The sequence below is a fragment of the Cellulomonas humilata genome (assembly GCF_013359775.1).
Classification (GTDB): domain Bacteria; phylum Actinomycetota; class Actinomycetes; order Actinomycetales; family Cellulomonadaceae; genus Cellulomonas; species Cellulomonas humilata.
Genome location: NZ_JABMCI010000071.1, coordinates 191,321 through 212,141, shown reverse-complemented (window position 1 = coordinate 212,141; position 20,821 = coordinate 191,321). Strand labels below are relative to the sequence as shown.

24 protein-coding genes and 1 riboswitch are annotated in these 20,821 nt (G+C 73.0%); of the genes, 9 read left to right on the top strand and 15 right to left on the bottom strand.

Annotated elements, in window-relative coordinates; genetic code table 11:
• Positions 1–30: 30 nt before the first annotated feature.
• The 3 genes from HP550_RS21240 to HP550_RS21230 all read right to left on the bottom strand — a co-directional run bounded on the left by HP550_RS21240 (position 31) and on the right by HP550_RS21230 (position 2,770).
• Positions 31–702 carry a hypothetical protein gene (locus HP550_RS21240; RefSeq protein ID WP_175349667.1) on the bottom strand — a complete coding sequence of 224 codons (672 nt, stop codon included), beginning with the start codon at positions 700–702 and terminating at the stop codon, positions 31–33.
• 42 nt (positions 703–744) lie between these two features.
• Complete coding sequence (gtfA, locus tag HP550_RS21235) at positions 745–2,250, bottom strand: sucrose phosphorylase (RefSeq protein WP_175349666.1); 1,506 nt, start codon at positions 2,248–2,250, stop codon at positions 745–747.
• 85 nt (positions 2,251–2,335) lie between these two features.
• A complete protein-coding gene (locus HP550_RS21230) occupies positions 2,336–2,770 on the bottom strand; it encodes a MarR family winged helix-turn-helix transcriptional regulator (protein ID WP_343048312.1) in 435 nt (144 codons plus the stop codon).
• Between the two features lie 70 nt (positions 2,771–2,840).
• Here HP550_RS21230 and HP550_RS21225 point away from each other — a divergent pair, with 70 nt between their 5' ends.
• Both HP550_RS21225 and HP550_RS21220 read left to right on the top strand, forming a co-directional pair.
• Positions 2,841–3,467, top strand: a complete 627-nt coding sequence (locus HP550_RS21225; protein WP_175349665.1) for a maleylpyruvate isomerase family mycothiol-dependent enzyme — start codon at positions 2,841–2,843, stop codon at positions 3,465–3,467.
• Between the two features lie 11 nt (positions 3,468–3,478).
• Positions 3,479–3,853: a DUF1304 family protein gene (locus HP550_RS21220; RefSeq protein WP_175349664.1), complete on the top strand. Its 375-nt coding sequence runs from the start codon at positions 3,479–3,481 to the stop codon at positions 3,851–3,853.
• 6 nt (positions 3,854–3,859) lie between these two features.
• Here the strand turns inward: HP550_RS21220 and HP550_RS21215 are convergent, their stop codons facing one another.
• From HP550_RS21215 to HP550_RS21180, 8 genes are all read right to left on the bottom strand, one after another.
• Positions 3,860–5,182, bottom strand: a complete 1,323-nt coding sequence (locus HP550_RS21215; RefSeq protein ID WP_175349663.1) for an NAD(P)/FAD-dependent oxidoreductase — start codon at positions 5,180–5,182, stop codon at positions 3,860–3,862.
• A 48-nt stretch (positions 5,183–5,230) separates the two neighbouring features.
• The gene (locus tag HP550_RS21210; protein ID WP_343048311.1) at positions 5,231–6,157 is read right to left on the bottom strand and encodes an RNA polymerase sigma-70 factor; all 927 of its coding nucleotides are present in this window, start codon (positions 6,155–6,157) and stop codon (positions 5,231–5,233) included.
• 16 nt (positions 6,158–6,173) lie between these two features.
• Complete coding sequence (locus HP550_RS21205) at positions 6,174–6,914, bottom strand: SDR family oxidoreductase (protein ID WP_175349662.1); 741 nt, start codon at positions 6,912–6,914, stop codon at positions 6,174–6,176.
• Positions 6,915–6,995: 81 nt separating this feature from the next.
• Positions 6,996–8,240, bottom strand: coding sequence for a YibE/F family protein (locus HP550_RS21200; protein WP_343048310.1), 1,245 nt, complete (start codon positions 8,238–8,240; stop codon positions 6,996–6,998).
• A 31-nt stretch (positions 8,241–8,271) separates the two neighbouring features.
• Positions 8,272–9,192, bottom strand: a complete 921-nt coding sequence (locus HP550_RS21195) for a S1C family serine protease (RefSeq protein WP_175349661.1) — start codon at positions 9,190–9,192, stop codon at positions 8,272–8,274.
• A gap of 61 nt (positions 9,193–9,253) precedes the next feature.
• The gene (locus HP550_RS21190) at positions 9,254–10,069 is read right to left on the bottom strand and encodes a class I SAM-dependent methyltransferase (protein WP_175349660.1); all 816 of its coding nucleotides are present in this window, start codon (positions 10,067–10,069) and stop codon (positions 9,254–9,256) included.
• A gap of 92 nt (positions 10,070–10,161) precedes the next feature.
• The gene (locus HP550_RS21185; RefSeq protein WP_175349659.1) at positions 10,162–10,302 is read right to left on the bottom strand and encodes a hypothetical protein; all 141 of its coding nucleotides are present in this window, start codon (positions 10,300–10,302) and stop codon (positions 10,162–10,164) included.
• Between the two features lie 84 nt (positions 10,303–10,386).
• On the bottom strand, positions 10,387–11,115 hold the full coding sequence (locus HP550_RS21180; protein ID WP_175349658.1) for a DUF72 domain-containing protein: 729 nt from the start codon (positions 11,113–11,115) through the stop codon (positions 10,387–10,389).
• 96 nt (positions 11,116–11,211) lie between these two features.
• On the opposite strand from HP550_RS21180, the gene HP550_RS21175 reads away from it, so the two are divergent.
• The 5 genes from HP550_RS21175 (at position 11,212) to HP550_RS21155 (ending at position 14,098) form a co-directional block, all read left to right on the top strand.
• Positions 11,212–11,475, top strand: a complete 264-nt coding sequence (locus HP550_RS21175; RefSeq protein WP_146845046.1) for a GlsB/YeaQ/YmgE family stress response membrane protein — start codon at positions 11,212–11,214, stop codon at positions 11,473–11,475.
• A 199-nt stretch (positions 11,476–11,674) separates the two neighbouring features.
• Positions 11,675–12,475, top strand: coding sequence for an SDR family oxidoreductase (locus tag HP550_RS21170; RefSeq protein ID WP_175349789.1), 801 nt, complete (start codon positions 11,675–11,677; stop codon positions 12,473–12,475).
• 39 nt (positions 12,476–12,514) lie between these two features.
• Complete coding sequence (locus HP550_RS21165; protein ID WP_175349657.1) at positions 12,515–12,697, top strand: hypothetical protein; 183 nt, start codon at positions 12,515–12,517, stop codon at positions 12,695–12,697.
• 19 nt (positions 12,698–12,716) lie between these two features.
• Complete coding sequence (locus tag HP550_RS21160; RefSeq protein ID WP_175349656.1) at positions 12,717–12,905, top strand: hypothetical protein; 189 nt, start codon at positions 12,717–12,719, stop codon at positions 12,903–12,905.
• A 59-nt stretch (positions 12,906–12,964) separates the two neighbouring features.
• Positions 12,965–14,098, top strand: a complete 1,134-nt coding sequence (locus HP550_RS21155; RefSeq protein ID WP_175349655.1) for an alpha/beta hydrolase — start codon at positions 12,965–12,967, stop codon at positions 14,096–14,098.
• On the opposite strand, the gene HP550_RS21150 is transcribed toward HP550_RS21155, so the two are convergent.
• The 4 genes from HP550_RS21150 to HP550_RS21135 form a co-directional block, all read right to left on the bottom strand.
• Positions 14,099–14,998, bottom strand: coding sequence for an ABC transporter permease (locus HP550_RS21150; RefSeq protein ID WP_175349654.1), 900 nt, complete (start codon positions 14,996–14,998; stop codon positions 14,099–14,101).
• On the bottom strand, positions 14,988–15,713 hold the full coding sequence (locus tag HP550_RS21145) for an ABC transporter ATP-binding protein (RefSeq protein ID WP_210768395.1): 726 nt from the start codon (positions 15,711–15,713) through the stop codon (positions 14,988–14,990). Before HP550_RS21145 ends, HP550_RS21150 begins: the two co-directional genes overlap by 11 nt.
• 62 nt (positions 15,714–15,775) lie before the next feature.
• Positions 15,776–16,900, bottom strand: coding sequence for an ABC transporter substrate-binding protein (locus HP550_RS21140; protein WP_175349652.1), 1,125 nt, complete (start codon positions 16,898–16,900; stop codon positions 15,776–15,778).
• 386 nt (positions 16,901–17,286) lie between these two features.
• Positions 17,287–17,778, bottom strand: coding sequence for a GNAT family N-acetyltransferase (locus HP550_RS21135; protein ID WP_175349651.1), 492 nt, complete (start codon positions 17,776–17,778; stop codon positions 17,287–17,289).
• A 129-nt stretch (positions 17,779–17,907) separates the two neighbouring features.
• Positions 17,908–18,028, top strand: a riboswitch (SAM riboswitch).
• 253 nt (positions 18,029–18,281) lie between these two features.
• Here HP550_RS21135 and HP550_RS21130 point away from each other — a divergent pair.
• Together HP550_RS21130 and HP550_RS21125 are read left to right on the top strand one after the other, a co-directional pair.
• Positions 18,282–19,436 (top strand): LLM class flavin-dependent oxidoreductase, encoded by a 1,155-nt coding sequence (locus HP550_RS21130; RefSeq protein ID WP_175349650.1) that lies wholly within the window; start codon positions 18,282–18,284, stop codon positions 19,434–19,436.
• Positions 19,436–20,815 (top strand): NtaA/DmoA family FMN-dependent monooxygenase, encoded by a 1,380-nt coding sequence (locus HP550_RS21125; RefSeq protein WP_175349649.1) that lies wholly within the window; start codon positions 19,436–19,438, stop codon positions 20,813–20,815. The genes HP550_RS21130 and HP550_RS21125 overlap by 1 nt, the downstream gene beginning before the upstream one ends.
• The last annotated feature ends 6 nt before the right edge of the window (positions 20,816–20,821 follow it).

Here is a 20,821-nt window from a genome sequence, read left to right as displayed (position 1 = left end):
CCAGGGGTGCGCCACGCCCGGCGAGATACCTCAGCCCGGCCGGGGCGGCTCGGCCGGGCGGCCGCGTGCGGGGGTGAGCAGGATGGCGATGCTCAGGACCAGCACCCAGGCGGGGAACAACAGCTGCGCCCACTTCTGCGTGCCGGCGACCAGCAGGAGCACGAGCGCGACGGCGTAGCCGCTGAACGGGACCCAGCGCGGGACGGCCGCGGTCCGCAGCGCGACGGTGCTCACCGAGAGCGTGAACACGGCGGCCATCCGCATCGCGTACACCGACACGAGCGCCTCCGTCGCGCCGCGCCCGAAGGTCCAGATCCCCGCGTCGAGGCGCTCGCCCGGGATCATCTCGACGAGGCTGGTGACGGTCACGGCCCCTTGGAAGAGCATGCCGAGGAACAGCAGGCCGCTGCCGAGGAAGACGGTGGAGAAGAGCCGATCCTCGACCTCTCCCAGCTGGTCACGGACGACGCCGATGAACCAGAGGAACGCGATGCCGGCGAACGGCACGAGGTTCAGCGCGGTGCGGATCAGGGTCTGGCGGCGCGGGTCGGCCTCGAGCTGCTCGAGGCTCTCTCCGGCCACCGCGACCCGCATCATGGCGAGCGCGGCGACGAGCAGCACCCCGAAGAGGATTCCCGCGACCGCCGCGGACCGCCGGCTGCGCCATCGACGAGCGGTCACCCCCGACCCCGGGGCGGTCATCTGCCCATCCTGGCGGCGGGCCCGGCGGCGGACCGAGGTCGGCTACGCACGAGGGGGAGCGGCCAGCAGGTCGGACGTGCGACCCGAGGCGCCGTCGGCGGTCGTCCACCCGATCGTGGCGGACGCGTCTGCCAGGTCCACGGCGAGGTGGGCGGTCGCGGCGGGCTCGGCGACGCCGCGGCGGGTCATGCGCAGCACCGAGCCGACGAGCTCGACCTCCACGCCGCCGTCGAACGCGGGCAGGGTGTTGCGGAACCGGCACAGGTCGAGCAGCGCCGCCACGACGGGCCGGGCGAGCGCCGACTCGACCTCCGCGGGGGTGTAGTGGTGGCGGTTGATGTCCCGGCCCACCCCGGTGCGCGACAGCAGGTCGAGGTCGTTGCCGCCCGCGAGCGCCCCGACGTAGTAGACCTGCGGGACGCCAGGTGTGAAGAGCTGGATGGCGCGCGCGGCAAGGTAGGCGTGGTCGTCGCCACCGAGTGCGTCGTAGAACGTCGAGTTCACCTGGTAGAGGTCGAGGTTCGACGCCGCAGCTCCCGTGGCGCGCTCCGACGCCCCGCCGGTGCGCGCGTGGATGCCGTGCACGAGCGCGTCGACCTGCGCGGGCTCCAGCAGGCCCGGCCGCGGTGGCTCGCCGGGCTGGACCGTCTGGTCGGGGCCGACGTCGATGACGCCGATCCCGTCGTGGGTGTCCAGCACGGTGACGGAGTTGGCCGGTCGCTCGGCCATCCAGCGCGCGAGCACGGTGCCGTCGCCCGTGTAGAGCGCGTGCAGCACGAGCGGGGGCAGGGCGAAGTCGTACACGAGGTCGACGGACCGGCCTATCTCGATCTGCCGGCGGAAGTACGAGTGGACCTCGACCAGCACGTCGACGCCCCGCGCACGCGCCTGCCCGGTGAACTCCTCGATGAACGCGAAGGTCTCGGGCGTCATGAAGCACGTGGTGCCGGGGGTCTTCACCGCGTACCCGACGGCATCGAGCCGCACGAGCGTGACGCCGGCCCCGGCGACCGCGTCCAGGATCGACGTCAGGTAGGCGGTGCCGGCGGGGGAGCGGACGTCGATGTCGATCTGCTGCGGCGTGAACGTCGTCCACACGTACCGAAGCCGGTCGCCGAGCCGGATCGGGGTGAACGGGAGACCCGGGCGCGGCCGGTAGATCCGCGTGAGGTCCTCCTCGGTGGCGCCGTCGGGGAACACCGAGGACATGGTGAGGAACATGCCGGCGTGCGGCGACGCGTCCCCGCGCGCCCGCGCGTCGCCGAAGGCCGCCGACTCGGCGGACACGTGGTTGACGATCAGGTCGACCACGGTGTCGTGCGTCGTGGCGAGCTCGCGGACGTCGTCCCAGCTGCCCAGGCGCGGGTCGACGGCGGTGTGGTCCACCGGGTCGAACCCCGCGTCGGCGCCGTCGTACGGCGTGAAGAACGGCAGCACGTGCACGCCGCCGAACGCGCCCGCCAGCGGGCCGCGGAGCAGGCGCGTCAGGCCCGGGAGGTCGCCGCCCAGGCGGTCGGCGTACGCGATCAGCTGCACCTCGTTGCGCATCGGACCGTCCTCGTCGATGCCCGCACGCCGTCGTGGCGGGACACCTCGTTCCTACCGCGCGCGGCGTCCGAGCGAAAGTGGGACGTCAGGCGTACGGGTCCGTGATCTCCCGGAGCCGGAGGAGGGTCTCGCGCAGGGCGCCCATGCGCCGCGAGCCGAGGTGCCTCTCCCACTCGGCCTCGACCTCGGCGACGACCTCCGCTGCGGCCGCCTGCGCCGCGGATCCGCGCGACGTGATCCGGACCAGCCGCGCCCGCCCGTCCGCGGGGTCGGGGCCTCGTCGGACGTACCCGGCGCGCTCGAGCTGGTCGACCAGGAAGCCGGCGGTCTGCTTGGTCACCTGGGCCTGCTCGGCCAGGTCGGTCAGGCGCGTGCCGTCCGGCCCGATCCGCTGGAACACCCTGGCCTGCGCGAGCGTGACGTCGTCGAAGCCGGCCTCGGCGAGGGCAGCGAGCACCCGCGCCTCCATGGCCCGGTAGGGGAGGAAGAGCAGCAGACCGACGGTGGGCCCAGACGGCACGGGGACTCCTTGACGATGGTCAGTCTCTCTGTCTAATCTCGTCAGAGTACCGTACTAACGGAGGCGCGGGATGGACCGGGACGAGGTGTGGCGCACCGTCGGCTCCGAGCGCGCCGCGCTGGGGTCGCTGCTGGGCACGCTCGACGACGCCGCGTGGGCGACGCCGTCACTCTGCGCGGGCTGGACGGTCCGCGACGTCGCCGCGCACGTGATCTCGTCGCCGCAGGCGACCCCGGCGGACGTCCTGCGGTCGCTCGTCCGAGCGCGGGGCGACTTCGACCGTGCCATCGACGCCGAGGCCAGGCGCTGGTCCCACCGCCCGACGGCGCAGATCGTCGAGGACTACCGCAGGTTCACCGGGTCCCGCCGGCACCCCGTCGGCACCACCTACGTCGACCCGCTGCTCGACGTCCTCGTCCACACCCAGGACATCGTCGTCCCGCTGGGTCGTGCGCACCCCATGCCGCCGGAGGCGGCCGCTGCGGCCGCGACGCTCGTGTGGCGCCGGTCGTTCCCGTTCCACGCCCGCCGGCGCCTCGCGGGGCACCGGCTCGTCGCCACCGACGTCGACTGGTCGGCAGGCGAGGGGCAGCCGGTGGAGGGGCCCATCCAGGCGCTCCTCCTGCTCCTCACCGGTCGCACCGCCGCTGTCCGGCGGCTCCCCGGGACCCCGGTCCCGCAGCTCGCCCTCCGCTGAGGAGTCCGCTCATGAACGCGTTCGCTCAGGTCGTCGCCCTGCTGGTCTCGCTGGTGCTCGTCGTCATGTGGGTCCTGGAGACCTTCTTCCACGACCGCCCGTCCCTCTACCCGATCTTCCTCATCGAGCCGCAGGACGTCCCGGCGGTGCGCATGTGGGCGATCAACGTCGGCTTCTACAACCTGTGCTTCGGACTGGCCGGCCTGCTCGGGCTCCTGCTCCTGCACGTCGGTGACCCCGCGGTCGGCCGAGCGCTGGTGCTCGTCGTCTGCGCCAGCCACGTGCTGCTCGCCGTGGTCCTGTACGTCTCCGAGCGCCGGCTCTGGCTCAGCTCGCTCGGCGAGGGCGTCCCGGCGCTGGCCGTCGTCGTCGCCACGCTGGCGTGACGTCGGCTAGCGCGGGCGTGGCACCCCGCCGGTGACGAACGCCTCGCGCGGTCGTTGGACGCTCGCCAGCGAGACGATGTCCCGACCGAAGACGAACGAGGCCACCCAGACCGCCAGCACGCGAACCTTGCGCTCCCACGTCGGGACGGCGAGCACGTGATAGCCCCGGTGCAGGAGCCAGGCCGGGAAGCCCGTGATCACGATCCGGCGGTACTGGAACACCCCGCGACCGAGCCCGAGCGTCGCGACCACCCCGAGGCTCTGGTGCACGTAGTCCTTCGGTTCCCTCCCGCGCAGGACGGCGGTGATGTTCGCGGCGAGGTGCTTGCCCTGGCGCACCGCGTGCTGCGCGTTCGGGACGGTGCGCGCGCCGGGGGTCCCGACGGCGACGTCCGGCACCGCGGCGTCGTCCCCGGCGGCCCACGCGTCCGGGACGGCCGCGGCCTCGGTGCCGATCCGGAGGTCCGCCCGCACGCGCAGGAAGCCGCGCTCGTCGACGGGGAGGTCGGTGTGCTGGGCCACCACGGGGTTGGCGGCGTTGCCCGCGCTCCACACGATGAGCTCGGAGTCGAACTCCTGGCCGGTGGAGAGCACCACGTGCCCGTCGACGGCCGAGACCAGCTGGGTGTTCAGGTGCACGTGGGCGCCGCGCTCCTCGAGCGAGCGCACCACCCAGCGTCCGGGGCCGTCGGTGACCTCGGGCAGGATCCGTCCCGCGGCCTCGACCAGGTGGAAGCTGAGGTCGGCGAGCGTGAGCTCCGGGTAGGAGTCGAGCAGGGCTGTGGCCAGCGACAACAGCTCGCCGAACCCCTCCACGCCCGAGAAGCCGCCGCCGACGAACGTCACGGTCAACAGCCGCTGCCGCTCCGGTCCGGGCGGCAGGACGGAGGCGCGGTCGAAGGCGGTGAGCAGCTTGTCGCGGATGGCCACGGCCTCCTCGACGTGCTTCATGCCGATGGCCTGCTCGGCGATCCCCGGCACGGGGAACTTGCGCGTGACCGCGCCGGCGGTGATCACGATGACGTCGTAGCCCAGCTCGACGTCGTCCCCGTCGGCGGGACGGAACCGCAGCGTGCGCCGCGCGTGCTCCACCCGGGTCACCTGGCCGGCGACCACCTTGGAGCGGCGCAGGTGCCTGCGCAGCGAGACGGCGGCGTGCCGGGCCTCGACCGACCCCGCCATCACCTCGGGCAGGAACGGCTGGTACGTCATGTACGGGCGCGGGTCGATGACGGTGATCTCCGCCTCGTCCGGGCGCAGCTTCTTCTCCAGGTTCCAGGCGGCGTAGAAGCCCGCGTAGCCACCGCCGACGATCACGATCCTCTGCATGTGTGTCACACCTTCTCGACCGCGCAGCGTGCCGGAACGTGACAGAGGTCAGGCCGCCGGCGCGAACCGCCGCATCTTGCTGGGGCTGACCTGGATGAACACCCGCTCGATCCCGCGCGCGGAGCCGGCGAGCGTGACGATCGCCTGCGGGCTCCCGTCGGCCGCCGTCACCAGCAGCGCGGTGCCGCCGTTGGCCTCGACGATCCGCAGGGTGGAGTCCTGCCAGTACTTGCGCAGGATGTTGTCGAGGAACGTCACCGTGCGTGCGGTGCCGACCAGCTCGACGCGCGAGGCGTGCACCTCCCCACCGCCGTCGGGGCGGACCACGACGTCGTCGACGAGCAGGCGCTCGAGCCCGTCGAGGTCCCCGACCCGCGCGGCCGCCACGAACGACTCGAGGAGCCGGCGCTGCTGGGCCGGCGAGGCGGGCGCGGACCGCTCGGAGTCCAGGTGCTCGCGCGCGCGCCGGGCGATCTGCCGCGCGTTCGCCTCCGAGACGTCGAGCACGTCGGCGATCTCCCGGTAGGAGTACCCGAAGGCCTCGCGCAGCACGTACGCGGCGCGCTCGGTCGGGCCGAGCTTCTCGAGGAGCAGCAGGACGGCCGTCTCGAGCGCCTCGGCCCGCTCGGCCCCGAGAGCGGGGTCCGCGCTGGTGTCCACCGGCTCGGGCAGCCACGGTCCGATGTACGTCTCGCGGCGGGCGTGCGCCGAGGTCGTCGCGTTGATCGCCAGCCGGGTGGTCGTGGTGGTGAGGAACGCCGCGGGGTTGCGCACCCCGCGGCGGTCCGTGCCCTGCCAGCGCAGCCAGGCGTCCTGCACCACGTCCTCGGCCTCCGCGACGCTGCCCAGCATCCGGTAGGCGATGCCGAACAGCCGCGGGCGCACGTCCTCGAACGCGCTCACGTCCGTGTCGGGGACGTTCGCGTTCCACCCTGCGGCGGGTGCGGCGGTGTTGTCGGCGGTGTCGCTGGCCACCGTCACAGGCTAGGGGTCACCGAGCCATCCAGTCCTCGAGCCGCGTGCTGCCCAGCACGGCGGCGCCCAGCGGGACCAGCGTGTCCTCCTCCAGCACCGCACCGAAGTACGTCGCCGCGGGGTCGGTCACCACGTCGCGCGGGTCGCTCCGCGCGGTGAGGACGCGACGGCCGAGGTCGTCGAGACGGAAGCGTTCGGGTCCGGCGACCTCGACCCGCCCGTTCCTCGGCTCGCCCAGGGTGACGTCGCGCAGGGCGGCGGCCACGTCGTCGGCGGCCATCGGCTGGATGAGCACGTGCGCCAGACGGACGGTCGCGCCGTCGGTCGCGGCGTCGAGGATCCCGGCGACGAACTCGAAGAACTGGGTGGCGTGCACCAGCGAGTACGGCACCGAGGAGCTCTCGATGAGCTTCTCCTGCGCGATCTTGGCGCGGAAGTACCCGCTGTCGGGCAGCCGCTCGGTGCCCACCACCGACAGGGCGACGTGGTGCCGCACCCCGGCGACGGCCTCGGCCGCGAGCAGGTTCCGCGTGGAGGTCTCGAAGAACTCCAGGACGGCCGCCGGCTCGAACGACGGCGAGTTCGACACGTCGACGACGACCTCGGCGCCGACCAGCGCCTCGGCCAGGCCCTCGCCGGTGAGCGTGTTCACGCCGGTACCCGGGGAGGCCGGCACGGCCTCATGGCCCTGGGCGGAGAGCAGTGCGACGAGCTTCGAGCCGATCAGCCCGGTCCCTCCGATGACGACGACCTTCATGACGTGACCTCCCGTTGTCGGTGCCCGGCGACCCGCCGGCCGCACGTTCGACCGGACAGCGCGCCGAGACGTGACAGGTGGTCAGTGGACGTGGCTGTGGCCGGTCGCCGGGCGCAGGGTGTCGGCCGGTTGCGCGAGGGCGACGCGCGCGGCGATCGCGGTGGTGAACGGGATCGCGAGGATCAGTCCCATCGCGCCGGCCAGGGTCCGCACGATCTCCTGCGCGAACTCCCCGCCGGTGAGCGTCTGGGCCAGCGGCAGGCCGTAGATCTGCAGCAGGAGCAGCACCGGCAGCGACGCCCCCGCATAGGCGAACGCGATGGTGTAGATCGTCGAGGCGATGTGGTCCCTCCCGATCCGCATCCCCCCGGTGAACAGACCTCGCCAGCTCGCCCCGGGGTCGGCGGCGCGCAGCTCCCAGACCGCCGACGCCTGAGTGATCGTGACGTCGTTGAGCACGCCGAGGCCGGCCAGGACAACGCCGCAGAGGAACACCCCGCGCAGGGCGGAGGCGCCGTTGTCACCGAGCAGGGCCGCCAGCCGGAAGTCCTCCTCGGAGGTTGCGCCCGACAGGTGCGCCGCGTGCGCGCCCAGCGCCCCGAGCGCACCGACGAGGACCAGCCCCGTGAGAGTGCCCAGCAGCGCGGTGCTGGTGCGCAGCGAGAACCCGTGGGCGAGGTAGAGCACGATCGCCATGATCACGGCGGACGCACTGAGGGCGAGGACCACGGCGTCCTCGCCGGCGATGAGCCCGGGCAGGACGTACTGCCAGAGCACGACGAAGGCGATGACCAGGCCCGCGATCGCGCGCAGCCCGCGCCACCCCGCCACCAGCGCGGTGACCAGGACGAACGCGAGGGCGAGCGTGGCCAGCGGCACGCCGCGCGCGAAGTCCGACCAGGCCCACGCCTCCGGGGCGCCATCGGCGGCGGGGTAGTGCTGGACGACGATCCGCGTCCCGTCCGGCACGTCGTCGGCGGTGATGGTCGAGGTGGCCCACCCCTCGATGTCCGTCCCGGACTGCGCCCCGGAGACCACCGTGGCGAGCACGCGCAGGCACTCCACCCGATCCGGCTGCGAACCGTCGGGCAGGCGGTCCTCGACGGTGGACTCGCACTGCTCGGTGCGCGTGCCGGTGACCTGGGCGGTCACGTGCTCGACGTCCACGTCCACGAGCCCTGCCCGCTGACCGGTGGGTTCGGTGTCGTGCGGCCACGTGAGCGCCATGCCGACGACCGCGGCCAGGAGCAGCGGCCCGAGAGTCAGGGCGAGAGCGCGGGTGGCGCGAGGTCGGACACGGGGACGCCGGTGCTCAGGTGCGCTCACGCCGACGATTGTGCGGCACCGGACGGCCTGGTCAGGGCAGCGCGAGCTCGCGCGGGAAGACCAGCACGTCGACCAGGGCGCCGTTGCGCCACACCGTGACCTCGATGCGCCGGTCGATCGCGTCCTCGACCATGAGCTTCTGCACGGCGGTGGCCGTCACCACGCGGCTGCCGTCGAGCTCGACCACGATGTCGCCCCGGTGCAGGTCGGCCTGGGACGCGGGGCTGCCGGGGGAGACACCGGAGATCTGGAGCCCGGTCGGTGAACCGAGCCGCTCGACGAGGTGCGGCGGCAGCGGCACCTGGGTGCCGGCGATGCCCAGCCACGCGCGACGCACCCGGCCGTGGGTCATCAGGGTCGTGATGATCTCCCGCGTCGTGGCGTTGATGGGCACCGCCAGGCCCACGCCGATCCCCGCCAGCGCGGTGTTCACGCCGACCATGCGCCCGCGGCTGTCGGCGAGCACGCCGCCGCTGTTGCCGGGGTTGAGCGCCGCGTCGGTCTGCACCACCTCGTCGACCACCCGGCCGGCCGCCGTCGGCAGCGACCGGCCCAGGGCAGACACGATCCCGGCGGTGACGCTCCCGGCCAGCCCGAGCGGGTTGCCCAGCGCGATCACCAGCTGACCCACCCGCAGGGTCGCCGCGTCGCCCAGGACGACGGGTGCCGGCACGTCCCCGCGGGTCAGCAGCACCGCGAGGTCGGACAGCGGATCGCGCCCGACGACGTCGGCACGCACGGTGGTCCCGTCGGTGAACGCCGCCTCGGCACCCGTGGCGCCCGCGACGACGTGGGCACTCGTGAGCAGGTACCCGTCGGTGGTGATCACGCTGGCGCTCCCGGCACCCGTGCCGCGCGCGGTGCGCACGCTCAGGCTGGCGACGCTCGGCAGCACCGTCTCCGCGACGGTGACGACCGTGCGGGAGTACGCGTCCAGGGGCTCCTCGTCCATCCCCGCTACAGCGACGGGGACGGTCGCGATAGTCCCGCGGTTCACTGCGGGCGTACGCGCCTTACGGCCGGACGCCCAGCGTGTGCCGCACCTCCTGCACGAACGTCACGGTGCCGGCCGCGTCGCGCTGCCGGTCGATCTCGGCGAGCACCTCCTCGCGCAGCCGCGCGTGGTCGCCCTGCGGTACGGCCTCCCACATCGACCGCTGGCCGTGCGACCACGAGAACGCCAGGAACTGCTCGGGGTCGTGGAAGACCGCGCTGACCTGGTCCGGGACGGTGCGGACCTGTGCCAGGCCCGCCGTGGAGAGCAGCCGTTCCATGCCGGCGTCGGAGGAGTACGGGCCGCGCAGCCCACGGGCGCGTGCCGCGACCAGCTCGGCCGGCAGGTGCGGCTCGAAGAGCCGGTCGACCGCGGTCCATCCGGGGTCCTTCTCGCCGAGCGTCGTCACGCCCAGCCGTCCACCACTCACCAGGAGCTCCGCCCACGACCCGAGTGCGGCGGCCGGGTCGGGCAGGAAGAAGATGACCAGGCTCGCCGCGACGACGTCGAACGACGAACGGGGGAGGTCCGGCGACCCGGCGTCGCCGATCCGCACGTCGACCTGCGCGAGGTGCGCGAGGTCGCGGGCGGCGAGCTCGACCATCCGCGGGGCGAGGTCGATGCCGAGGGCGAACCCGCTCGGTCCGACCCCGTCGGCCAGGGGTCCGAGAGCCGCCCCGCGGCCGCAGCCGACGTCGAGCACCCGTTCACCGGGCCGCGGGTCGAGCTCGGCGACCAGCCGGGCCGCGATCGGTCCCGCCCACGGCACGCCGACGGACTCGTACGAGTCGGCGGCGCGGTCGAAGACGCCGACGATGCCGTCCGGGGTCGCCATGGATCCAGCGTGCCAGCCCCGGGGGCACGCCCACCACCGGGCGCGAACGAGGCGCCGAGCCCCTCAGGGCGCGACGCCTCGCTCGTGAAGGCCTAGCTGCGCTCGGCGTTCTCCTCGTCGATGCCGTCGGCCTTGATCTTCTCGGCGTCGGTCTCCTCGACCTCCACCTCCACCTCGTGGATCACCGGGCTGTCGTCACCGGTGTCGTGGACGATCCTGTCGTCGCTGCTCATCTCGACCTCCTCGTCGCGGCGTGTGCGAGAGGCGAGCGTAGGACGGGTCCGGCCCCGGCGCGCGGTGGCAGGAGTAGCCCCAGGTCAGACGCCGAGGATCCAGCGCAGCGTCCGGGCATTGTGCACCGCGTGCCCGCCTCCGTCGTTGTTGAAGTAGACGAGGACGTCGTGCCCTGCGGCGGACCACTCGCGGACCCGGTCGGCCCACCAGCGCAGGTCGTCGTCCGAGTAGGACCCGCCGTAGAGGTGCTCGTGATCGGGCCCGTGCAGGCGGACGTAGACCGTCCGGGCGGTCGCGCGCAGCACGCACGGCAGGTGGGCGCCGCTCATCACGACGGAGGCGGCGTGGTGCCGCTCCAGCAGGGCGAACACGTCGTCGTGCTGCCAGGACGGGTGCCGCAGCTCGACGGCCACCCGCACCCAGTCCGGCACCGAGCCCAGGAACCAGTCCAGCCGGGCGTCGTCGCGCGGGTGGTCGGGCCGCAGCTGCACGAGCAGCACCTCGCGACGGTCGCCCAGCTGGTGCCACGAGCGCGCCATGCGCTCGGACCAGCCCTCGGGCGCGTACAGCCGCTTGGCGTGGGTGAGCCCGCGCGACGCCTTCACCGACATCCCGAACCCGTCGGGGAGCCGACGCCGCCAGCCGGCGAACGTCGTGTCCCGCGGCCAGCGGTAGAAGCTGGCGTTGAGCTCGACGGTGTCGAACTCCCGCACGTAGCGGCCCAAGCGCTCCCACGACGGCAGGCCCGGCGGGTACAGCACGTCCTCCCAGTGGTCGTACGACCAGCCGGAGGTGCCGATGCGGATGCTCACGCCGGGTGCCTTTCGTTTCAGCGCGCGTACCGGGCGAAATGACCCTAGATTCACTCGTCGCCCTACCTGACGACCCAACACACCGAGGAGTTCACCATGACCCCCGCAGGCATCATCTCCGCGATCATCATCGGCGCCATCATCGGCGTGCTCGGCCGGCTGCTCGTGCGCGGCAAGCAGAACATCTCGATCCTGGTGACCATCATCGTCGGCATCGTCGCAGCGCTCCTGGGTACCTGGCTGGCCGGCCTGGTCGGGGTGCAGACGACGGACGGCATCGACTGGATCGAGCTGCTGTTCCAGGTCGTCCTCGCGGCGATCGGCGTGGCGATCGTCGCCGGCTCGGGCCGTCGCCGCTGACGCAGCCGCACGAGAGCGGCCCGCCGTCCGGCGGGCCGCTCTCGCGTTCCCGGGGTGCACGCACCCCGACCCTGGATGACGATGGTGCGTGGCCGAAGCAGCCGGCGCACGCGGCGAGCCACCCGCAGGAGCAGACGTGAGCCAGCAGGACCAGCAGTTCCCCGCGCAGCAGCAAGAGCCCCCAGGGCTCACCGCACCGATGAGCCCGACCCCCGACCACGGGGAGTCGAGCTACGAAGGCCACGGCCTGCTGACCGGGCGCCGCGCGCTCATCACCGGCGGCGACTCCGGCATCGGCCGCGCGGTCGCCATCGCCTACGCCCGCGAGGGTGCTGACGTCGCCGTCGTCCATCTGCCGCAGGAGCAGGAGGACGCCGACGAGACCAAGCGGTGGGTCGAGCAAGCCGGCCGGACGTGCGTGCTCATCCCCACGGACCTGACCGACGAGGCGTCCGCGCGGGGGGCCGTCGCGACGGCGGTGGCCGGGCTCGGTGGTCTCGACATCCTGGTGAACAACGCGGGGTTCCAGATGGCGCGGCGGGAGTCGATCGCCGACATCACCTCGGACGACCTGGACCGCACGTTCAAGACGAACCTCTACGCGCTGTTCTGGGTCACCCAGACCGCGCTGGAGCACCTGGGGGAGGGCGGCGTGATCCTCAACAACTCCTCCATCCAGGCCTACCAGCCGTCGGAGACGCTGCTGGACTACGCGTCGACGAAGGCCGCGATCAACAACTTCACGGTCAACCTGGCTGCCGAGGTGGGCTCGCGCGGGATCCGGGTGAACGCGGTGGCGCCAGGCCCGATCTGGACCCCGCTGCAGCCGGCGACCCAGTTTCCGGAGAAGATCGAGAAGTTCGGGGCGGACGCCCCGCTGGGGCGTGCCGGCCAGCCCGCCGAGGTCGCGCCTGCGTTCGTGTTCCTCGCCGCCGACTCGACCGCGTCGTACGTGTCCGGGACCGTCCTCGGTGTCACGGGCGGCAAGCCCGTCTTCTGAGGCACGGTCCGCACTCCACCCCGATGACCGGAGGTCACCATGTGGGCATTCCTGTTCAAGCGCGTCCGTCTCTTCCTCGTCGCCGCCATCCTGCTGCCGGTGATCGCGTCACTGGCACGTCGGTTCGCGGAGCGCCTCGAGCAGAACGGCCCCACCTTCGGCTCGCGGGGCCTGCACGTGATCGAGGGGACGGCCCGTCGGGCCCGTTCGATCTTGTCCTGACCAGCTGGAGGTGTGTGCGATGAGCAACCCGATCCCCGACCCCGGCCAGGTGCCGGACGAGCCGAACTTCACTGACGTGCCGAGCGATGACCCGGTCGACGACCCGATGCCCCCGGACGTGCCCGAGACGCCCGACATCCAGGCACCGCGGGACACCCCCGACAGCATCGCCCCCGGCGACCTCGGTTCGATCGAGCCGCCCGACTGACGTCTGCGCGTCGGAGGCCGCCCTTCCGCTCGGCTCTGCCGTGGCAGGACACTGAGCGGGTGGTCGACAGTCCCGTGCCACCGCCGGCCAGCTGCCCGATCGGGTGGCAGCCTCAGGCGCTCGCGCCCGTGTTCTGGGGAGTCCGCTCGCTCGGGCCCGCGGACGGTGCGCCGGTGGACCTGCGGATCTTCTTCCCGAGCCTCGACGGCGCGGTCGAGTCGGCGCCGCTGCTCGAGGGGTGCGGCCGGTACCCGCTGATCCTGTTCGCGCACGGGCACTGCCAGCAGGACACCGACCACTACCTGCGCTGGTTCCTCATCCCGGCGTTCCTGGCGCGCAGCGGCTACGTGGTCGTCGTGCCGCGGCTGGCGGGCAACGCGGGCGGCAACAACCCGTCCGTGCCGGGGCACCCGGACGAGGCGACGCTCGACGCGGTGCTGACCTGGGCACGCTCCGGGTGGGAGCACGCTGACGTGCTCCTGCCGCCGCCGGCCACCGGCGTCATCGGGCACAGCTTCGGAGCGATGCTGGGTGCCCGCTTCGCGGTCGGCCGCCCGGTGAGCGCCTACGCCGGGCTGAGCGGCGGGTGGCAGGACTGGTTCGGGGCCGAGCCGTTCCCGCTGCCGTTGCTCGACCTGCCGACGCTGCTGATGTGGGGCCTCAGCTTCGACCTGTTCAGCCAGCTGACGGAGGCGCAGTGGCAGGCGATGCACCGGCCGCGGCACCGGGTCGTGTTCGACGAGGGCGAGCACTGGGACTACCTGAGCGCCCAGATCGACCTCCCGTGCCGTCCGGGGAGCGGCTCGTGCTCGGAGATCGCCGCCGCGACGGCGGACCTGGTGACCATGTTCTTCGCCCGCTACCTCCCGCCGGAGCTCGCGACGAACCTCGCCGTCGAGGTGCCGTCGTCCCTGGTGCCCCCCGACCTCGACCTCACGCCGGAGCAGGAGTTCTTCGCCGGCGGCTTCCTCGGCGGCTTCCACCGGCTGGGCAGCCACCCGGAGTGCGGCGTGACGGTGTCGTCCGACAGCGAGCGGCTGCTGGCCAACCGCCGCACCCGCGAGACCCACTCGCTGGACCACCCGTGCGCGTGGGTGTCCAAGATCGCCGCCCGCAACCGGTGGCCGGTGGGCGCCCGACCCGCCGGCTACCACTGGTGCGACATGTGCTTCCCGAGCCGCGCGGACGGCTGACTAGCGCGATGACGCCTGACCGGTGAGGCCGCGGGAGTGCAGCACGTGCCGTTCGAGCGGCGCGAAGACCACGAGCTCGATGACGATGCCGACCAGGAAGATGAGCCCGATCGAGGCGATGACCAAGGACATGTCGCTGGTCACCCGGCCGAGGTCGAGGATCTGACCCAGCCCGGTGCCCAGGCCGGTCTGCACGATGAGCTCGGCGGCCATCAGGGAGCGCCACGCGAAGGCCCAGCCCTGCTTGAGCCCCCCGAGGAACCCGGGCAGCGCGGCCGGCAGGAGCACGAAGCGGATCCGCGTCCAGCCGGTGGCGCCGAGCACCTGGCCGACGCGCAGGTACAGCGGCGGCACCTGGTCGGTGCCGGCGAGCAGCCCGTTGACGATCGACGGGACGGCGCCGAGCAGGATGACCGCGTACATGGTCGCGTCGGTGAGCTGGAACCAGATGATCGCGGCCGGCACCCAGGCCACCGACGGGAGCGACTGGAGTCCGGTGATGATCGGGCCGAACGCGCGGCGCAGCAGCGGGGAGGCGGCCAGCGACACCCCGATCGCCACGCCGACGACGACCGACATCGCGAAGCCGACCGCCGCCCGCTGGACGCTCAGGGTGACCGCACGCCACGCGGACCCGTCCTGGATCGTGCCGAGGAGCGTCTGCCACGTGTCCGCGGGGCTGGGCAGCGCGTACGGGGGCTTGAGCTCGAGCTGGTAGGCCACCTGCCAGACGACGAGGATCGCGCCGAGCGCGGCGAGCACCGGCCAGATCGCCCGCCACGCGGCTGCCCACGCGGAGGTGTGGACCGTCTCGATCGGGGTCTCGAGCGCGTCGAGCCCGGCGGCGAGGTCGTCGTCGGTCGTCCTGCGGGTGGGGGGTGCCGTCGTCTCAGTGGCCATGGCGGGCGATCTCCTGTCGCAGGTCCTCGGTGATCTCGGCGCTGAGCCGGGACACGTCGGGGTCTTCGATGCGGCGCGGCTGGGGGATGTCCACCGACCACTCGCGGGCGACGCGTCCCGGACGCGACGAGAGCAGGACGACCCGCTGCCCGAGCCGGACCGCCTCGCGGACGTTGTGCGTGACGAAGATGACCGCACGACCCGTCTCTCGCCAGATGCGGGTGAGCTCCTCGTGCAGCACGTCGCGGGTGATGGCGTCGAGTGCCGCGAACGGCTCGTCCATGAGGAGCAGGTCGCCCTCCTGCGCGAGCGCCCGCGCCAGTGCGACGCGCTGCCGCATCCCGCCGGACAGCTCGTGCACCCGCTTGGGGCCGGCTCCGTCGAGCCGGACGAGAGACAGCAGCCGCTGGGCCTCCTCGCGCCGCTCCGCGCGGGGGATGCCGCGCAGGCGCAGGGCCAGCTCGACGTTCCCCGCGGCGGTCAGCCACGGGTAGAGGGCCGGCTCCTGGAACATCAGCGCGGGCCGCCCGCCGGGCACCTCGACGGTGCCGGAGACGGGCTTGTCCAAGCCGGCAACCAGGGAGAGCAGCGTCGACTTGCCGCAGCCGGACGCGCCGAGCAGGCAGACGAACTCGCCGGGCGCGACGGTCAGGTCGATGCGGTCGAGGACGGGGGGTCGCGACGCCTCGCCGAAGTGCTGCGTGACGCCCCTCAGGCGCGCCGCGACGGCGGCCGGGGCAGTGGTGCCCTGGCCGCCGACCGCCGTCACGGTGCTCGTCACTTGCCCGCCGCCCCGAGGCCGCCGTCGTCGACCGGCTCCTGGTCGTTCTCCGCGAGCACCTCGTTGAGCAGGGTCAGGTCGTAGATCCCCTGGAGGTCGGTCTCGTCGGACGTCCCTGCGGCCACCGCATGGTCGGCCGAGGTCTGCAGGCTCGAGGCGATCGGGTCGAGCGTGATCCGCAGGTTCCCCCAGGCGCGGTCCAGCACCTCGGCCGACAGCGGCTTGCCGCTCAGCTTCTCGATGACCGTGTTCGACAGTGTCTTGGCCTCGTCGGGGTTCGCCGCGATCCACTCCGACGTCGCGTACTCGGCCTCGAGCAGCTTCTTCACGGTGCCGGGGTACTTCGAGAGGTACTCGGTGGCGACGATCAGGTGCGTGGTGACGAAGTCGCCGTCGGGCCACAGGTCCTTCTCGTCCAGCAGGACGTGCGCGCCGGCGTCGACGACGAGGCGGGACGCCCACGGCTCGGGCAGCCACGCGCCGTCCAGCTGGCCAGCCTTGAACAGGTCGAGCGTCTGCGAGTTCTCCTGCGGCGCGATCGTCACGTCGCTCTCGCCGCCGGTGAGCGAGGTCTTCAGGCCCTCGTCGGCGAGCCAGGCGCGCAGCGCGACGTCCTGGGTGTTGCCCAGCTGGGGCGTGGCGAGGGTGGTGCCGACGAGGTCGTCGGCGGAGTCGATGCCGTCGCGGACCACCAGCTGCGCACCGCCCGACGTGGCACCGGAGACGATCCGGATCGCCTCGCCGTTCGACTTCGCGAACGCGTTGATGGCCGGGTTCGGACCGATGAACGTGGCGTCGATGGCCCCACCGAAGAGCGCCTCGACTGCGGCCGGGCCGGCGTTGAAGATCGAGGTGGTGAGCGTCGTGTCGCCGAGGGCCTCCTGGTAGGTGCCGTCGTCGACGCCCACGAGGGCCACGGCGTGCGTGAGGTTGGCGAAGTAGCCGAGCCGCAGCTCGGGAGCCTCGGCGCCGGCGGTCGGAGCGGCGGACGGGTCGGTGCCGGCGTCGGCGGTCGTGTCGTCGGCCGCGGACGAGGAGCAGGCTGCCAGCGAGGCGGCGAGTCCGGCGGCGAGCAGGACGCGGAGGGCGGAGGCGGTGCGGCGTGCGGGACGGGCGGTCATGTCAGGTCCTTGGGGGTCGCGGAGGGTGCGGGGCGGGCGGTCGTCATGGACGACATCGCGGCGCCGGCTCGGTCCGCGAGGGCCGGGCGACAAAGATCTGGGTGGACGCCATGAGGGCGTTTCCTCCGCGGGGGACGGGGGTGGTGGCACGCGCGTCACGCCGTGGGCCGTCGCACATCGACGGGGCCGGGCGTCGAACGCTCGGCCGAGGACGGGGGCCGCGTTCAGACGTTCCGCGGACAGCAGGGGCGCGCGGAAGCCATGACGACGTGACAGCACGTCGAGGCGGCGCGGCGGGTCTGCATGGGACGAGAATGACCGCCTCGCGGCCGTGGGAACAGGGCCGTCTCTTATTCTGGACACGGCAGGTCGGAATACGAGACGTTTCAGCGATGCCCGTCGAGCGTGAGCCGGTAGAACGCGCTGTGCGGGTCGAGCGCGTAGTCGGCGAACGGCGGGCAGGCGACGAACCCGGCGCGTTCATAGAGACGGCGCGCGGGTGCGAAGTACTCCTGCGTCCCGGTCTCGAGGTGCACGGTCCGCAGGCCGCGCTCCGCCGCCGCGTCCAGGACGTGCGCGAGCAGCGCCGAACCGACGCCTCGGCCGCGCGCCGCGGTGGCGGACCGCATGGACTTGAGCTCGCCATCCGTGGGTCCGAGCTGCTTGAGGGCCGCGCAGCCGAGCAGGGTGCCGTCGGCCGCGCGGGCGGTCCAGAAGGTGATGCCGGGGGCCGCGAGCGCCGTCGGGTCGAGGGCGTGCACCGACTCGGCCGGCGAGGTGGCATGCATGTCCGCGAGATGCTCCCCGAGCAGGGCGAGGACGTCCGGGCGGGTCGGGTCGTCGGTGTCGATCGTGACGTCGGTGGTCGTCGAACCCATCCGCGCGCGTCCTTCCTCGTTCCCGTCAGGATGCCCATCGTCGCACTGGACGAATCCATCCCACCATCTGGACTTTCGGCGCGGATCGTTGACACGCCTTCGTCTTATGCCTACTTTCCCGACCTGTTAGGTCATGAATTCCAGCGACAAGCCCCGGCTCGCTGGGTGGCAACCCTCCTGCGTGTGGGGTGCCCCGGGTGACGACCTGGTCCTGCACGAGCGATCGGCTCGTGCCCGACAACGACGCAGCGCCCGCCAGGCGGGTACGAAGGGACGCACGATGAGCTCGGACGGACGGCCGACGACGGCTCTCTGGATCCTGCGCCCGTGCTGTCCCGGCGCCTGTTGTCGCTGACGACACCTCCCGCCTGGCCGGCCCCGACCGGCACCTGAGCGACCGAGCCGCGGGTTCCCGCGCCGCTCTGCACCTACGCCTGCACCCCCGTGCGCCGCATCGTCGTGCGCCGGGGCGCGCCCTCACGACCGAGAACGGAACCTTCCCCATGGCCTTTCCGACGACCCCCCGCCAGCTCCACCTCGGCGTCGACCTGAGCGACGCCGGCGCGCACCCCGCCGCCTGGCGGACCCACGGCTCGCAGGGGCAGCGCCTGTTCGACGCCGAGCGCCTCCAGCACCTCGTCGAGGTCGCCCAGCGCGGCACCCTCGACCTCGTCGTGCTCGACGACTCGTTCTCGCTCCAGCCGTCCCGGTCCACCACGCTGCGCGGTCGGCTCGACGCCGCGCTCGTCGCCGCACGACTGGCGCCGCGTTCGCGGGGGATCGGCCTGGTCCCGACCGTCGCCACGACGCACACCGAGCCGTTCCACGTGTCCAAGGCGATCGCGACGATCGACCACGTCAGCGGCGGTCGGGCGGCCTGGCAGGTCAGCTGGACCACGGACGAGCAGGACGCGGCGCACGTCGGCCGCGGCCCGGCGCCCACCGAGGCCGACGCGGTCGCCGAGGCCGAGGAGGCCGTCGAGGTGGTGACCGCGCTCTGGGACAGCTGGGAGGACGACGCCGAGATCCGCGACCAGGCCACGCACCGCTTCGTCGACCGGGCCAAGCTGCACTACGTCGAGCACGACGGCGTGCACTTCGCCGTGAAGGGGCCGTCGATCACACCGCGGCCGCCGCAGGGTCAGCCGCCGATCGTCGTGCGGGTGGGCTCGGACGCCTCGTTCGGCCTGGCGGCGCGGCACGCCGACGTGGTCCGGATCAGCGCGACCGACCGCGACGAGGCCCTCGACCTGCGGCTCCGGCTGCGGGCAGCGGCGGCTGCGGCGGGTCGGGAGCCGGGCGACCTGCGCGTGCTCGTCGACGCGTTCGTGGTCATCGGCCCGGACCGGGCGAGCGCCCGCGCCCGCCTCGACCTGCTCACGGAGCTCGAGGGCGTCGAGTGGGACACCGGCTCGCTCACGCACGTCGGCACGGCTCCGGAGCTCGCCGAGACGTTCCTCGACTGGTCGGCGGTCGGCGCCGCGGACGGCTTCGTCGTGCGGCCGGCGTCGCTGCACACCGACCTCGACGTGCTGGCCGACGGCGTCGTGCCGCTCCTGCGCGACGCCCGGGCGTTCCGCGATCGCTACGCGGGCCCGACCCTGCGGGACCAGCTGGGCCTTGCCCACCCGGCCAACCGCTACGCGGCGATCGCCTGATGGCGCCGCGCAAGCAGATCCACCTCGGCGTCCACTTCCCGGGCGTCAACAACACCACCGTGTGGAGCGACCCGCGGTCCGGCAGCCAGATCGACTTCGCGTCGTTCGAGCGCCTCGCCCGGCGCGCCGAGGCGGCCAAGCTGGACTTCTTCTTCCTCGCCGAGGGGCTGCGCCTGCGCGAGCACAAGGGTCAGATCCACGACCTGGACGTGGTCGGCCGGCCCGACACGCTGCCCGTGCTGGCGGCGCTCGCCGCGGTTACCGACCGCCTGGGGCTCGCCGGGACGATCAACACGACGTTCAACGAGCCGTGGGAGCTGGCCCGCCAGTTCGCGACGCTCGACCTCCTCAGCGGCGGCCGTGCGGCGTGGAACCTGGTGACCAGCAGCGATGCCTTCACGGGCGAGAACTTCCGTCGCGGAGGGTTCCTGCCGTACGAGGAGCGGTACGAGCGAGCGGCCGAGCTGGTCGCGGTCGCCCGGAAGCTGTGGGACTCGTGGGACGACGACGCGGTGATCGCACACGCCGGCTCCGGGCAGTTCGTCCGACCCGGTTCGGTGCACGAGGTGCGCCACGAGGGCAAGCACTTCCAGGTGCGAGGCGAGTTCACCACCCCGCGCGGCCCGCAGGGGCATCCCGTGCTGTTCCAGGCGGGCGACTCCGCCGACGGGCGCGACTTCGCGGCGGCCACCGCGGACGTGGTGTTCTCCGCACACTCCACGTTCGAGGCGGGTCAGGCGTTCTTCACCGACGTCAAGGGGCGCCTCGAGGCGCACGGTCGCGGCTCGGAGGAGCTGCTGATCCTGCCGGCGACGACCGTCGTGCTCGGCGACAGCGCCCAGGAGGCCGCCGAGCGGTCCCGCCAGATCCGGTTGCAGCAGGTGCCGGGGCCGACGGCCATCGCGTTCCTCGAGCAGGTGTGGGGACGTGACCTCACCGACCACGACCCGGAGGGACCGTTGCCCCGGATCGAGCCGGATGTGGAGAACCTCGACATCACGCGCGGCCGGGTGCGGCACGTGAAGGACCCCCGCACGATCGCGGCTGCGTGGCGCGAGCTGGCCGACGCGAACGGGTGGTCGATCCGCCGGCTCGTCATCGAGGTGACGTCGCGCGGCGGCTTCGTCGGCACCGCCACCCAGGTGGCGGACGCGATCGACCGACACGTCCAGGAGGACGCGTCGGACGGCTTCATCCTCGTGCCGCACCTGACCCCCGGCGGCCTGGACGACGTGCTCGACCAGGTGGTGCCGCTGCTCCAGGAGCGCGGCTCGTTCCGCACCGACTACGCGGGCACCACCCTGCGCGACCACCTCGGACTCACCCGCCCGGCGCCCCGCGCCACCCGCTCCATCGCCGACCGCGCACTCGTCGGCTGACCCCCA

What these genes read in the sequence shown, in the direction of transcription:
- HP550_RS21135 (WP_175349651.1), bottom strand. Translation starts at nt 17,778, where the DNA reads ATGGGTTCGACGACCACCGACGTCACGATCGACACCGACGACCCGACC.
- HP550_RS21220 (WP_175349664.1), top strand. Translation starts at nt 3,479, where the DNA reads ATGAACGCGTTCGCTCAGGTCGTCGCCCTGCTGGTCTCGCTGGTGCTC.
- HP550_RS21140 (WP_175349652.1), bottom strand. Translation starts at nt 16,900, where the DNA reads ATGACCGCCCGTCCCGCACGCCGCACCGCCTCCGCCCTCCGCGTCCTG.
- HP550_RS21130 (WP_175349650.1), top strand. Translation starts at nt 18,282, where the DNA reads ATGGCCTTTCCGACGACCCCCCGCCAGCTCCACCTCGGCGTCGACCTG.
- gtfA (WP_175349666.1), bottom strand. Translation starts at nt 2,250, where the DNA reads ATGCGCAACGAGGTGCAGCTGATCGCGTACGCCGACCGCCTGGGCGGC.
- HP550_RS21170 (WP_175349789.1), top strand. Translation starts at nt 11,675, where the DNA reads ATGAGCCCGACCCCCGACCACGGGGAGTCGAGCTACGAAGGCCACGGC.
- HP550_RS21185 (WP_175349659.1), bottom strand. Translation starts at nt 10,302, where the DNA reads ATGAGCAGCGACGACAGGATCGTCCACGACACCGGTGACGACAGCCCG.
- HP550_RS21240 (WP_175349667.1), bottom strand. Translation starts at nt 702, where the DNA reads ATGACCGCCCCGGGGTCGGGGGTGACCGCTCGTCGATGGCGCAGCCGG.
- HP550_RS21205 (WP_175349662.1), bottom strand. Translation starts at nt 6,914, where the DNA reads ATGAAGGTCGTCGTCATCGGAGGGACCGGGCTGATCGGCTCGAAGCTC.
- HP550_RS21215 (WP_175349663.1), bottom strand. Translation starts at nt 5,182, where the DNA reads ATGCAGAGGATCGTGATCGTCGGCGGTGGCTACGCGGGCTTCTACGCC.
- HP550_RS21195 (WP_175349661.1), bottom strand. Translation starts at nt 9,192, where the DNA reads ATGGACGAGGAGCCCCTGGACGCGTACTCCCGCACGGTCGTCACCGTC.
- HP550_RS21165 (WP_175349657.1), top strand. Translation starts at nt 12,515, where the DNA reads ATGTGGGCATTCCTGTTCAAGCGCGTCCGTCTCTTCCTCGTCGCCGCC.
- HP550_RS21150 (WP_175349654.1), bottom strand. Translation starts at nt 14,998, where the DNA reads ATGGCCACTGAGACGACGGCACCCCCCACCCGCAGGACGACCGACGAC.
- HP550_RS21190 (WP_175349660.1), bottom strand. Translation starts at nt 10,069, where the DNA reads ATGGCGACCCCGGACGGCATCGTCGGCGTCTTCGACCGCGCCGCCGAC.
- HP550_RS21125 (WP_175349649.1), top strand. Translation starts at nt 19,436, where the DNA reads ATGGCGCCGCGCAAGCAGATCCACCTCGGCGTCCACTTCCCGGGCGTC.
- HP550_RS21160 (WP_175349656.1), top strand. Translation starts at nt 12,717, where the DNA reads ATGAGCAACCCGATCCCCGACCCCGGCCAGGTGCCGGACGAGCCGAAC.
- HP550_RS21225 (WP_175349665.1), top strand. Translation starts at nt 2,841, where the DNA reads ATGGACCGGGACGAGGTGTGGCGCACCGTCGGCTCCGAGCGCGCCGCG.
- HP550_RS21175 (WP_146845046.1), top strand. Translation starts at nt 11,212, where the DNA reads ATGACCCCCGCAGGCATCATCTCCGCGATCATCATCGGCGCCATCATC.